This window comes from Enterobacter sp. UNJFSC 003, from assembly GCF_036903355.1.
Lineage (GTDB): Bacteria > Pseudomonadota > Gammaproteobacteria > Enterobacterales > Enterobacteriaceae > Enterobacter.
Genome location: NZ_JBAKHK010000001.1, coordinates 772,524 through 784,602 on the forward strand (window position 1 = coordinate 772,524; position 12,079 = coordinate 784,602).

At 50.6% G+C, this 12,079-nt stretch carries 13 protein-coding genes, 1 pseudogene and 1 riboswitch; of the genes and pseudogenes, 8 read left to right on the plus strand and 6 right to left on the minus strand.

From position 1 onward, the window contains the following. Positions 1 to 170 precede the first annotated feature (170 nt). Positions 171 to 962: a DNA-binding transcriptional regulator KdgR gene (kdgR, locus tag V5P19_RS03580; protein ID WP_334400193.1), complete on the plus strand. Its 792-nt coding sequence runs from the start codon at positions 171 to 173 to the stop codon at positions 960 to 962. Between the two features lie 61 nt (positions 963 to 1,023). Here the strand turns inward: kdgR and V5P19_RS03585 are convergent, their stop codons facing one another. Continuing rightward, a complete protein-coding gene (locus V5P19_RS03585) occupies positions 1,024 to 1,266 on the minus strand; it encodes a YobH family protein (protein WP_334401138.1) in 243 nt (80 codons plus the stop codon). A 159-nt stretch (positions 1,267 to 1,425) separates the two neighbouring features. Between V5P19_RS03585 and mgrB the strand changes: the two genes are divergently transcribed. From mgrB to rlmA, 6 genes and pseudogenes are all read left to right on the plus strand, one after another. Continuing rightward, positions 1,426 to 1,569, plus strand: coding sequence for a PhoP/PhoQ regulator MgrB (gene mgrB, locus V5P19_RS03590; RefSeq protein ID WP_334400195.1), 144 nt, complete (start codon positions 1,426 to 1,428; stop codon positions 1,567 to 1,569). 74 nt (positions 1,570 to 1,643) lie between these two features. Continuing rightward, positions 1,644 to 1,934: a YebO family protein gene (locus V5P19_RS03595; protein WP_334400196.1), complete on the plus strand. Its 291-nt coding sequence runs from the start codon at positions 1,644 to 1,646 to the stop codon at positions 1,932 to 1,934. Between the two features lie 753 nt (positions 1,935 to 2,687). Beyond that, positions 2,688 to 2,832, plus strand: a pseudogene (locus tag V5P19_RS03600) (DUF2627 domain-containing protein). 12 nt (positions 2,833 to 2,844) lie between these two features. Then, positions 2,845 to 3,054 carry a transcription antiterminator/RNA stability regulator CspE gene (cspE, locus tag V5P19_RS03605; RefSeq protein ID WP_001062678.1) on the plus strand — a complete coding sequence of 70 codons (210 nt, stop codon included), beginning with the start codon at positions 2,845 to 2,847 and terminating at the stop codon, positions 3,052 to 3,054. A 218-nt stretch (positions 3,055 to 3,272) separates the two neighbouring features. Further along, on the plus strand, positions 3,273 to 4,991 hold the full coding sequence (gene ftsI / locus V5P19_RS03610) for a peptidoglycan glycosyltransferase FtsI (RefSeq protein WP_334400198.1): 1,719 nt from the start codon (positions 3,273 to 3,275) through the stop codon (positions 4,989 to 4,991). Positions 4,992 to 5,092: 101 nt separating this feature from the next. Continuing rightward, positions 5,093 to 5,908 carry a 23S rRNA (guanine(745)-N(1))-methyltransferase gene (gene rlmA, locus V5P19_RS03615; protein WP_334400200.1) on the plus strand — a complete coding sequence of 272 codons (816 nt, stop codon included), beginning with the start codon at positions 5,093 to 5,095 and terminating at the stop codon, positions 5,906 to 5,908. Here the strand turns inward: rlmA and mntP are convergent. From mntP to manX, 5 genes are all read right to left on the minus strand, one after another. Next, a complete protein-coding gene (gene mntP, locus V5P19_RS03620; RefSeq protein WP_334400202.1) occupies positions 5,905 to 6,471 on the minus strand; it encodes a manganese efflux pump MntP in 567 nt (188 codons plus the stop codon). The genes rlmA and mntP overlap by 4 nt on opposite strands. A gap of 10 nt (positions 6,472 to 6,481) precedes the next feature. Next, a riboswitch (yybP-ykoY riboswitch) is annotated at positions 6,482 to 6,671 on the minus strand. 197 nt (positions 6,672 to 6,868) lie between these two features. Continuing rightward, the gene (locus tag V5P19_RS03625; protein ID WP_334400204.1) at positions 6,869 to 7,327 is read right to left on the minus strand and encodes a DUF986 family protein; all 459 of its coding nucleotides are present in this window, start codon (positions 7,325 to 7,327) and stop codon (positions 6,869 to 6,871) included. A 54-nt stretch (positions 7,328 to 7,381) separates the two neighbouring features. Further along, positions 7,382 to 8,233, minus strand: coding sequence for a PTS mannose transporter subunit IID (locus V5P19_RS03630; RefSeq protein ID WP_006810994.1), 852 nt, complete (start codon positions 8,231 to 8,233; stop codon positions 7,382 to 7,384). 12 nt (positions 8,234 to 8,245) lie between these two features. Then, on the minus strand, positions 8,246 to 9,046 hold the full coding sequence (locus tag V5P19_RS03635; RefSeq protein ID WP_334400206.1) for a PTS mannose/fructose/sorbose transporter subunit IIC: 801 nt from the start codon (positions 9,044 to 9,046) through the stop codon (positions 8,246 to 8,248). Between the two features lie 46 nt (positions 9,047 to 9,092). Next, entirely contained in the window at positions 9,093 to 10,055 is a 963-nt protein-coding gene (gene manX, locus V5P19_RS03640) for a PTS mannose transporter subunit IIAB (protein WP_334400208.1), read from the minus strand. A 461-nt stretch (positions 10,056 to 10,516) separates the two neighbouring features. On the opposite strand from manX, the gene yoaE reads away from it, so the two are divergent. Continuing rightward, positions 10,517 to 12,076, plus strand: a complete 1,560-nt coding sequence (yoaE, locus tag V5P19_RS03645) for a CNNM family cation transport protein YoaE (protein ID WP_334400210.1) — start codon at positions 10,517 to 10,519, stop codon at positions 12,074 to 12,076. Positions 12,077 to 12,079 lie beyond the last annotated feature (3 nt).

Sequence of the window (12,079 nt, forward strand, 5' to 3'; positions counted from 1 at the left end):
AAAGGCTCAGTATGAAATTATTCTCAAGGTAACTATTTTAGCATTGTTAATTCGGTTTTATGTCGCAGATTTGTAACGAAGTAAACGTGGAGTGATTGCAGTGAACATGCCGGGAATTTATAATAAAAACCGGTTCTGATTTTTATAAAACACTCTCCATGAGGTGATAAATGGCAATTGCAGATTTGGACAAGCAGCCAGATTCTGTTTCTTCCGTGCTGAAGGTGTTTGGCATCTTGCAGGCGCTCGGAGAAGAGCGTGAAATTGGTATTACAGAGTTGTCACAGCGTGTGATGATGTCGAAAAGCACCGTTTATCGCTTTTTGCAAACGATGAAGTCCTTAGGTTATGTCGCACAGGAAGGCGAGTCAGAAAAATATTCTCTGACGTTGAAACTGTTCGAATTAGGTGCGCGCGCGCTGCAAAACGTTGATCTGATCCGCAGCGCAGATATTCAGATGCGTGAACTTTCACGTCTGACAAAAGAGACAGTTCACCTTGGCGCACTGGATGAAGACAGCATCGTTTACATCCATAAAATCGACTCCATGTACAACCTGCGTATGTACTCCCGCATTGGTCGTCGCAATCCGCTGTACAGTACCGCGATTGGTAAAGTGCTGCTGGCGTGGCGCGATCGTGAGGAAGTAAAACAAATTCTCGAAGGCGTAGAATACAAACGCAGCACCGAGCGCACTATTACCAGCACAGATGAGCTGTTATCGGTACTCGACACCGTGCGCGAGCAGGGCTATGGCGAAGATAACGAAGAGCAGGAAGAAGGGCTGCGTTGTATCGGCGTACCTGTGTTTGATCGCTTTGGCGTTGTGATTGCGGGTCTGAGTATCTCTTTCCCGACCCTGCGCTTCTCTGAAGAACGCCTCCACGAGTATGTTGCTATTTTGCATACCGCCGCACGTAAGATTTCTGAACAGATGGGTTACAACGATTACCCGTTTTAATCGCTGACAGAAATAAAAAACGCCGCACTTGTTGCGGCGTTTTTTATCAGTGTTAACGGTACTATTCGCCGTTATCAATCACAACAGACGTTTTACGTAGCACCGGGCAGTTGCTTAACCCAATGATCCCGCTGTCAGAATGCAGGTACTGTGCGGTACTCATTCCCTGGGCGGTCATATATTTACACTGGATACCTAATCCTGCTGCATTTTCGGTGCTTCCCACAAGCACGCCGTATCCGGTTAGAAGTAGGCCAATCCATAAAACGGCCAGTGCAATAATTGTTCGAATGATTGCGTGCATCATTGCCTCTTTCTCTTTGTTGTCATGCGTTAAGGGTAAACGGTTTACTCTATGAAACAAGTGCATGATTCTGAAAAGGGTCTGATGGGGTTACAGTTAGCCCTTGTTTAAGATTAGCGTGATAACCTGGTTGTATCAGGTATTAAGACGGAGTGTGCAGTGAAAAAAATACGCTGGGTAATTCTGGTTATCGTGCTGATCGCGTGCGTCGTTTTGTGGACGCAGACTATCAATGTGATGTGCGATCAGGATGTACAGTTTTTTAGCGGCGTTTGCTCAATCAATAAGTTTATCCCGTGGTAACAGGCATTTTTTCTCAAGGTCATTTCCTTCCTTCGCGCCAGTGGTAAAATGGACGTTTTTATTGAGGTGGTGAAATGGGTGAGTTACTGAGTTCTGGGCTGCTGAATGTGGCATCCCTGATGATCTCTTTGGTAATACTGGTTGTGGGGCTGGCGATCTGGTTTTTCGTTAACCGCGCCAGTTCTCGTACTAACGAGCAAATCGAACTGTTGGAAGCTCTGCTCGATCAGCAGAAGCGTCAGAATGCGTTGTTACGCCGTTTGTGTGAAGCGAATGAGCCTGAACAGAAAGACGCGCCGAAAGAAGCAGTGGTAGAAGATAAAGAAGACGAAGATGATTTTATCCGCCTGGTGGCGGAACGGTAATCTGGTTTTCTCGGGAGGTGGCTGTGGTCTGGAAAATCCCTGGTATGACCCCTCCCTAAAGCATCACACACCTTCGCTTTGCTGCTGTAACACGCCTTTCCCTCTTTGTCCTTTGCACCATGATCGGTCACGGCATGTTCCGGCCCTTAACCTGGATGTCAGATAATGTAGCAGTGGTTAATAGTACTTTCAGTGTACTGAAAATTGGTGAATATTTATCCCATCTTACGTCTCACCGATATGTTGCATATATTCTGTCGAAAAACCCTCTAAAGATTGTTTTATTTTTATCGAAACGTTTTGCTTGCCTTCTTTTGAAGCAACGTCATAAAAATTTCATTATTTTGGTGCATAACACACTTTATTAATTGCTGATTTTTAATACAGTAATGACGTGTTAATTCACGTGATATATTCAGCATAACCTTGCCGGTGCGTTTCAATGATTTCAGCATAACTTTTCACAAAAAGTTCTAACTCAATCATTGATCAAAGTTTCTTTTCATTCACGCTGGACGCACTGTAATGATTGAGCTAAGTTAAAAAAGTCTTAGATTACAGCACGTGTGCAAACATTGCTGAGTCCGTGTCGAGGGGGCATTCAACCCAGATGTATTGCGCATAATTGTGCAGACAGTTGGTGATGAGTGTGAGAATTTGTGCGGCGGATCGAGACACGTTTAAAAATGGCTTGCCATATTAAACGTTGTATGTGATAACACGTTTTGGGTCAAACGAGGTACAGTTCTGTTTATGTGTGGCATTTTCAGTAAAGAAGTCCTGAGTAAACACGTTGTCGTTGAATACCGCTTCTCTGCCGAACCTTATATTAGTGCCTCAAGCAGTAATGTCTCAGTTTTATCTCAGTTAATGCCTGCGGGCTAAGAAAACACTCTAAGGAATTTTGCAAATGGCAAAGATTAAAGGTCAAGTTAAGTGGTTCAACGAGTCTAAAGGTTTTGGTTTCATTACTCCTGCTGACGGTAGCAAAGACGTGTTCGTACACTTCTCTGCAATCCAGGGTAATGGTTTCAAAACTCTGGCTGAAGGCCAGAACGTTGAGTTCGAAATTCAGGACGGCCAGAAAGGCCCAGCTGCAGTTAACGTAACTGCTATCTGATCGAACCACTGCTGACTGGAGTGCTTAGCGCTTCAATCTCAGATATAAAGCCTCGCATCGCGCGGGGCTTTTTTATACCCTTATCTTTCAAAATATTACCAATTCCCCTCCTGTTATTAACTTGTTGCAAAGCTGCGAGATTATTAGCATTGTTTTCCCTCCGTCAGAGCTTTTTTTCTCGTTAAATCAGGGCGTTGTTTAACAGTCCTGGGGTTCAGGTGAAAAAGAAAAAGATAATGACCGCGGGTAATTTCACCCCAGCGCGTTTTGCACTGCTGTGTTTTGCCATTTTTTGTAGTCTGGCCTTTTTACTGGGGCGCGTTGCCTGGCTGCAAATCATCAAACCTGACAATCTGGTTAAGCAGGAAGACATGCGCTCCCTGCGAGAAGTGGCCATCGATGCGCCGCGAGGGATGATTGTTGATCGGGAGGGACGCCCGCTGGCAGTGAGTGTGCCTGTCCGCGCCGTTTGGGCCGATCCCAAAACGGTTCTGGCCAAAGGTGGCGTCGGGTTTGACGATCGCTGGCAGGCGTTGGCCAATGCTTTGCATCTCTCCCTCAACACGCTATCGGCGCGCATTAATAGCAATCCGCAGGGGCGGTTTATTTACCTTGCCCGTCAGGTTGATCCTGCCCAGGCACAGTGGATCGACAAACTGAATTTGCCGGGGATCAATCTGCGCGATGAGTCGCGCCGTTTTTATCCTGCGGGCCATGTAGCGGCTAACCTCATCGGTTTTACCAATATTGATGGTCAGGGGATAGAAGGGGTCGAGAAAAGCTTTAACGCCCAGCTGATGGGGAAGCCCGGTGTACGTCAGGTGAGGGAAGACCGCTATGGACGCGTGGTGGAGAACCTGACTGAAATTTCCCCCGTGCCTGCACATAACATCCAGTTGAGTATTGATGAACGCCTGCAAACCATCACTGAGGATGCGCTCGATAATGCCGTCGCCTGGAATAAAGCCGAGTCGGGGGCATCTGTTCTCATTAATATTCAGACGGGGGAAATTCTCGCGATGGCGAGTTTCCCAAACTATAACCCTAACAATCGTGAAGGGGCGACAATAAACGATTTTCGCAACCGCGCTATTAGCGATACCTTCGAACCGGGCTCTACCGTTAAGCCGCTCGTACTCATGACGGCTCTCCAGCAAGGGTTGGTAAAGCCGGATAGCGTAATTGACACGCGCCCATATATGCTTGATGGGCACCGTATTCGTGATGTCGGTTACTATCCAGAACTGTCTATGACCGGGATCCTGCAAAAATCGAGCGATACCGGCGTCTCCCGACTTTCACTCGCTATGCCAATTCAACATCTCATCGACACCTACCGTAACTTTGGCTTTGGCACCAATACCGGGCTGGGCTTGACGGGAGAGAGCTCGGGTTTGTTGCCGCAGCGAAAATTTTGGAGTCAGCTCGACAGGGCGACGTTTGCTTTTGGCTACGGCCTGATGGTGACACCGCTCCAGCTGGCGCATGTGTATGCCACCATTGGCAGTTATGGGCTTGAGCGACCACTTTCGATCACTCGCATCGATCCGCCTGTCATCGGTCGACGGGTCATGCCGGAAGAGATTGCCCATGAGGTTGAGCACATGATGGAAAGCGTTGCCCTGCCCGGCGGCGGCGGCATTAAGGCCGCGGTACGCGATTACCGTGTCGCGGTTAAAACCGGGACGGCCAAGAAGATTGATGATAGCGGAAAGTATGTCGATAAATACGTCGCCTATACCGCAGGCGTGGCACCTGCCAGCGATCCGCGTTTTGCGCTGGTGGTGGTGATCAACGATCCCCAAAACGGCGCTTATTATGGCGGCGCCGTTTCCGCGCCCGTTTTCAGCGAGATTATGGGTAACGTTCTGCGTCTGGAAAATGTTAAGCCCGATGGCCTGGCCGCTGATTCTGAGCACCTCATCGTTATGCGGTAACTCAGGCGTTAAAACCCGTCATGCAGCTCGCATTATTTAGGGTATGTAACCAGGGCGAATAGCGGTAAACTTCGCCCTTTGATTTATGCGCCGGAGTTACCATGTCCTTCAGTTGTCCCCTTTGCCACGCGCGGTTAACGCGTTCTGATAATCGTTTTGCCTGCCCTCAGGGGCATCAGTTTGATAGGGCAAAAGAAGGGTATGTGAATCTTCTTCCGGTACAGCATAAGCGCTCTCGCGATCCGGGCGACAGTGCAGAGATGATGCAGGCGCGCCGTGCGTTTCTGGATGCCGGGCATTATCAGCCTCTCAGAGATACCGTGGCCCAGATGTTGGCTGAAAATTTGCCTGATAATGCCTCCGCTTTACTGGATATCGGCTGTGGTGAGGGGTACTACACCGCAACTTTCGCAGGCGTGGCGGGTGAGAAGGGCGCAGAAACATTCGGTCTGGATGTGTCAAAGGCCGCGATTCGCGCGGCGGCAAAGCGCTACTTTGCGGTGACGTTTTGCGTGGCATCCAGCCACAGGCTGCCGTTCGATGACGACAGCATGGATGCCGTGGTGCGTATCTATGCGCCCTGCAAGGCAGAGGAGCTGGCCCGCGTGGTGAAACCCGGTGGATGGGTCATTACCGTCACGCCCGGCCCACGACATCTGATGGAACTGAAAGGGCTTATCTACGACGAAGTGCGTTTACATGCTCCCCATTCTGAAAAGCTTGCCGGCTTTACGCTCAGGCAGGAACAGTCTGTGGGCTATGATATGTCCCTGAAGGGAAATGAGGCGGTCGCTTTGCTGCAAATGACCCCTTTTGCGTGGCGGGCAAAACCAGAAGTATGGGAAACGTTAGAGCAGCAGGCAGAATTTCGCTGCCAGACGGATTTCAGTATCCATGGCTGGCAGCGCGAAGATTAACCGGCGAAATGTGCCCAGAGAATTTGGGCACCAATACCAATTAATACGATACCGCCCAGGATCTCGGCCCGTTTGCCCAGCAGCGGACCGATAAAGCGCCCCACCATCATTCCCAGCGTCGACATAATCAACGTGGCACAGCCAATAGCCAACGCGGTAGCAATAATATTGACCTGAAGGAAAGCCAGACCGACACCGACGGCCATGGCATCAAGGCTGGTTGCAATAGCTGTAGTGACCAGCAGCCAAAAACCGTGACGATGCTGCGGCGCATCATCTTCATCGGAATTACCGCGCAAACCCTCAATCACCATTCGTCCGCCGAGGAATACCAGCAGTACAAACGCAATCCAGTGGTTCCACTCCAGCACAAACTGGCTGGCCAGCATACCAAGACCCCAACCGACAAGCGGCGTCAAGGTTTCGATCGCACCGAAAATGAGGCCCACGCGGAGCGCTTCGGAAAATTTGGGTTTGTGGAGCGTGGCGCCTTTACCGATGGAGGCCGCAAAAGCGTCCATGGACATGCCAAAAGCGAGAAGGATCGTAGCGGAGATATTCATAACAGCGTCCAGACCGGGGATATCCATATGACACATCACTGCCCCCAGTAAACAGCAGTTGATGTATCTATGGTCTCGCCTGATCGCCACGCACGTAAGATGTGCTGATCGCGATCCGTACGTGCCACGTTTTTCAACGAGTATGTTGACACGTACATTTCCTGAGAACAGGAAATCGGCTACTCCCCAACGACGGGCGCAACCTTAACATATTTTGAGAATATAAAACAACAACAGGAAAGTATTATTCTATTAACTTGTTGATAACGATTTTCATTTAGGTTTAAACGTAAATATATCGTTAATAAATAGTGGGGGAAGAAGCGAGGAAATATAGCTTTGGCTATATTGTTTGCGCAGAAAAAAAGCAATCTATAGCCAGTACTATACTCTTAACTTACTGAACTTTAACGAGTAGTTTGTATATTTTTTCCAGATCGTCAATATTCTTAACGCGAATAAGCAAACGTCGTTGTTCTAATTGCATTACTAGCACGCCGTCTTCAGATAAATTCATTTCTTTAATCCGGTTATATTCTATCCATACATTAGCGAAGAAAAATCCATCACGTTTAAAGATGAGCTTGGATGTCCGGATCCAAAACAGATAAATCGCCATTAATGCCAGCGCACATAATAACCATGTGGTTAATATTGCACCATGGCTGGTCACGTTATTGTAAATAAGGATGACGATAAGACCGGCGAAGATAAAGGCATCAACGCTTCCGCGTCGTAGGAGGGGAAGGGAGAGCAGGGTCTCACCGTGGCGGCGGGGCATGATGAATTCGTCATAGATGGCGTAAGCCAAAAGGGCAGCAATAAACAAAACCAGTACGATGTCCGTGACAGTCATTCATCCTCCAGATAAAAAAGCCGGGGGCAAGCCCCCGGCGTATAACGTACGTTCTTACAGGCCCAGCAGGCCGACGGCATAACCCGCAATACCGATGACGAAGAAGCCAACGATGATCCACAGCGGGTTCACTTTCTTACGCAGCAGCCACATGCAGGCGAAGGTCAACAGCAGCGGCACCAGGCCCGGCATTAGCTGGTCCAGGATGGTCTGCACGGTGGTAACGCGAGTTTGTCCATCCTGGCCAGTGATGGTTGACACCACCAGCGGGATGTTCACGTGCGTCCACTTGTTAACCAATGCCCCCATAACAAACAGACCGAGGATTGACGCCCCCTCTGTCAACTTCTGCAGGAAGCCGCCGCCCATGTCCTTAACGATGTCCACACCTTTACGGTAGCCATACGCCACGCCGTAGTAACGGGTCAGCAGACGGACTGCGTTAAACAGGATGAAGAACAGCAGGGGACCGAGCAGGCTGCCGCTCATCGCGATACCGGCACCTAATGCCGCAAATACCGGACGAACTGTACCCCAGAAGATCGGGTCACCTACGCCTGCCAGCGGACCCATCAAACCGACTTTGATACCGTTGATGGCACCATCGTCAATTTCTGCGCCGTTTGCACGCTGTTCTTCCATCGCCAGAGTCACGCCCAGAACCGGCGCGGCGACATAAGGATGGGTGTTGAAGAATTCCAGGTGGCGCTTTATCGCCTGACGGCGTGCTTCGTTGTTTTCCGGGTACAGGCGTTTGATTGCCGGAACCATGGAGAAACAGAAGCCCAGCGCCTGCATACGTTCGAAGTTCCATGAACCCTGAAACAGGTTAGAACGAATGAACACGCCACGAATGTCACCCGGAGTGAGTTTTTTCTCAGTGGTAGTTTTTGTCATATCAACCATGTCGCTCACCTGCTAGTCCAGTTCGTTATCGAGATCGTTAGTACCAGCCGCCTGTGCTGGGGCACCCGCAACGCGGTTATATTTCGGGCTGAGCTGGATGTAGAGAATCGCCATGACCGCACCAATCACACCCAGAGCAACCAGGTTGAAATTGGTGAATGCCGCGGTAACGAAGCCGAGGTAGAAGAACGGCATCAGGTAGCCTGCGCGCATCATGTTGATGACCATCGCATAACCCACGACGACGATCATGCCGCCTGCGATGTTCAGACCGCCGGTCACTACTTCTGGAATGGCATTCAGCATGCTTTGAACTTCGCTGGTACCGACAGAGATCGCAACGATAACCGCCGGGATCGCGATACGCATCGCCTGCAGGAACAGGGACGAGACGTGGATCCAGGATAGCGCCGTCAGGTTACCGTTTTCCGCCGCCTTATCGGCTGCGTGCTGGAAGGCAACGGTAATCGTACGAACGATGATGGTCAGTACCTGGCCTGCCGCTGCCAGCGGGATTGCCAGGGCGATACCTGCACCGATGCTTTGGTGACCAGCAATAACCAGAACGGTTGAAATGATGGATGCCAGCGCGGCATCTGGCGCAACCGCCGCCCCGATGTTCATCCATCCCAGGGCGATCATTTCCAGGGTACCACCGATGATGATACCGGTTTTCATATCACCAAGAACGGCACCAATCAGCGTACAGGCCACCAACGGACGGTGGAACTGAAATTCATCAAGTACGGATTCCATACCCGCAATACATGCGACGACGAACACCAGCACAATCTGAAGAGTGGTAATCTCCATTGCACTTCTCCTATTACATAAACTTTATGTGAAAACCGGCGCGGGCTTATTTCCCAACTTTGCCGATCAAATCCATCATTTTCAGTTTCTGATCGGTGGAAACCTTACGGGCCTCCAGCTCAATACCGCGCGCATTCAGCTTGTTGAATGCCTCGATATCTTTTTCATCAACCGAAATCGCGTTGTTGACCTGCGTTTTACCCTGACGGAAAGCCATACCACCAATGTTAACGGAGGTGATCTTCACGCCGCCTTCAACAATGCGCTCGACGTCTGTCGGATTAGTGAACAGCAGCATTACGCGCTCACCGGCATATTTCGGGTTGTTATACACGCGGATCATTTTGGCGACATCCACCACGTGCGCGGTAACGCCCGGAGGAGCAACCTGGGTCAAAAGGGTTTTACGCACGGTGTCGGCGGCAACTTCGTCGCTGACGACGATGATACGTTTGACGTTCGTCTCTTTGGTCCAGCGAGTTGCCACCTGGCCGTGGATCAGACGGTCATCGATACGCGCGAGGCCGATAACCATGTAATCGTTCGGGCCCATTGCCTTCGCGGGTGCCGCTGCTTTAGGCGCCGCTGCAACAGGAGCAGGCTTCTCAACCGGCTGTGCCTTGAGCGCTTTAACGCCTTCACGACCGGTTTCAACCGCCAGCGCGACCAGCTCATCAAAACTCGGGTTATCGTCGCGCGCCATGAAGGTTTCCACCAACATTGGGATATTTACCCCGGCGACAACTTCATAATGCTCTTTATCGACGACAATGCGGCTGGCAGCATTGAATGGGCTGCCTCCCCATGTATCAACGAGAAACAGCACGCCTTTGCTGGTATCCAGCTTCTCAAGCTGAGCGGTGTATTTCTCAATCAGCGTCTCGGCGTTTTCACCGGGAACGAAATCGATCCAGCCGACGTTTTCCTGCTCGCCCAACAGCATCTCTGCCGTTTTGAGTAGCTGTTCTGCAGCCCAACCATGTGTGCCTATGACAATAGCAATGGTCACTTGCTACCTCCTTTTATTATCATTGATACGTCTGCCAGGCAGCCGTATTGAGAATCGTATTGGCGAACCGAATCGATTCAGATAAGGGTTAGAGTTAAATAAACTAAGACTTCCGGGAATTATTTTAGACAGTGAAAAAATAATTTATGTGATGAAGATCCGTAATTTAGCTTTCGCAATAGAGAAATTACTCAACAAAAATTAAGTCTTATCCAGATTTTGCAAAGGAACGTAAATCTTTGCGTAAAACCCGTTGTCTCTGATATGTTTAGCCTCCGTTTAATTGTTCAGGAGTATAGGGCTACAGCCCACTATATGGACCGTCACCGACGTCAGTCACCTTCAGGGCCATTCTGCGCCTTTATCACCGGCGATCCTCGCCATGCATCGACTCTGTCTTCCTTTGATTTGTCCACGTTGAGTGGGGCACCGTTTCGTCATTCCTTTAGCAGGAGCTTGTCATGGAATTCTTAATGGACCCGTCAATCTGGGTGGGATTACTCACGCTGGTCGTGCTGGAGATTGTTCTCGGCATTGATAACCTGGTGTTTATTGCCATTCTTGCGGATAAATTGCCGCCAAAACAGCGCGACAAAGCCCGTCTTATCGGCCTCTCGCTGGCGTTGATTATGCGACTTGGCCTGCTGTCCGTCATTTCGTGGATGGTCACCCTGACCAAACCGCTGTTTTCGGTTATGGATTACACCTTCTCCGGCCGTGATTTGATCATGCTGGTCGGGGGGATCTTCTTGCTCTTTAAAGCCACGACAGAACTCCATGAACGGCTTGAAAACAGACAGCATGATGACGGTCACGGAAAGGGCTATGCCAGCTTCTGGGTTGTAGTACTGCAAATTGTCGTGCTTGATGCGGTCTTTTCCCTGGATGCGGTGATTACCGCGGTGGGTATGGTGAACCATCTGCCGGTGATGATGGCGGCTGTCGTCATTGCGATGGCGGTGATGTTATTGGCCTCTAAGCCGCTCACGCGCTTTGTAAACCAACATCCGACGGTCGTGGTGCTGTGCCTTAGCTTCCTGTTGATGATTGGACTTAGCCTGGTGGCGGAAGGCTTTGGCTTCCATATACCAAAAGGCTACCTGTACGCTGCGATTGGCTTCTCGATCCTGATCGAACTGTTTAACCAGATTGCGCGCCATAACTTTATTAAACAGCAGTCTACTCAGCCGCTGCGCGCCCGTACGGCAGATGCCATTCTGCGCCTGATGGGCGGTCGCCGTCAGGTGAACGTCCAGTCTGATAACGAGAACCGTAACCCGGTTCCGGTACCGGAAGGGGCGTTCGTAGAAGAAGAACGCTATATGATTAACGGCGTGCTCTCCCTGGCCTCCCGTTCGCTGCGTGGGATCATGACCCCACGCGGTGAAATCAGCTGGGTCGATGCCAACCTGAGCGTAGACGAAATTCGTCAGCAGCTGCTCTCGTCGCCACACAGCCTATTCCCGGTGTGCCGCGGGGAGCTGGATGAAATCATCGGCGTAGTGCGTGCGAAAGAGATGCTGGTGGCGTTGGAAGAGGGCGTTAACGTTGAGGCCATTGCGGCGGCATCGCCGGCTATTGTGGTTCCGGAAACGCTGGATCCCATCAACTTGCTTGGCGTGCTGCGCCGCGCTCGCGGTAGCTTTGTTATCGTTACCAACGAGTTTGGTGTTGTTCAGGGTCTTGTGACGCCGCTGGACGTGCTTGAAGCGATTGCCGGTGAGTTCCCGGATGCGGATGAAACGCCGGAGATCGTTGCCGACGGTGACGGCTGGCTGGTCAAAGGCGCCACTGACCTGCACGCGCTCTCGCACACGCTGGGTTTGGAAAACATCATTAATGATGAAGAAGACATTGCCACCGTTGCGGGGCTGGTTATCGCCGTTAACGGACAAATCCCGCGCGTCGGCGACATTATTGAATTACCCCCGCTGCACATCACGATCGTTGAAGCCAACGACTATCGCGTGGATATGGTGCGTATTGTTAAAGAGCAATCTGCACATGACGAAGACGAATAAGCG

Bases quoted from the DNA above. Each gene is read 5' to 3' on its own strand.
- kdgR (WP_334400193.1), top strand. From the start codon at position 171: ATGGCAATTGCAGATTTGGACAAGCAGCCAGATTCTGTTTCTTCCGTG.
- V5P19_RS03585 (WP_334401138.1), bottom strand. From the start codon at position 1,266: ATGCACGCAATCATTCGAACAATTATTGCACTGGCCGTTTTATGGATT.
- V5P19_RS03595 (WP_334400196.1), top strand. From the start codon at position 1,644: ATGGGTGAGTTACTGAGTTCTGGGCTGCTGAATGTGGCATCCCTGATG.
- cspE (WP_001062678.1), top strand. From the start codon at position 2,845: ATGGCAAAGATTAAAGGTCAAGTTAAGTGGTTCAACGAGTCTAAAGGT.
- rlmA (WP_334400200.1), top strand. From the start codon at position 5,093: ATGTCCTTCAGTTGTCCCCTTTGCCACGCGCGGTTAACGCGTTCTGAT.
- mntP (WP_334400202.1), bottom strand. From the start codon at position 6,471: ATGAATATCTCCGCTACGATCCTTCTCGCTTTTGGCATGTCCATGGAC.
- V5P19_RS03625 (WP_334400204.1), bottom strand. From the start codon at position 7,327: ATGACTGTCACGGACATCGTACTGGTTTTGTTTATTGCTGCCCTTTTG.
- V5P19_RS03630 (WP_006810994.1), bottom strand. From the start codon at position 8,233: ATGGTTGATATGACAAAAACTACCACTGAGAAAAAACTCACTCCGGGT.
- V5P19_RS03635 (WP_334400206.1), bottom strand. From the start codon at position 9,046: ATGGAGATTACCACTCTTCAGATTGTGCTGGTGTTCGTCGTCGCATGT.
- yoaE (WP_334400210.1), top strand. From the start codon at position 10,517: ATGGAATTCTTAATGGACCCGTCAATCTGGGTGGGATTACTCACGCTG.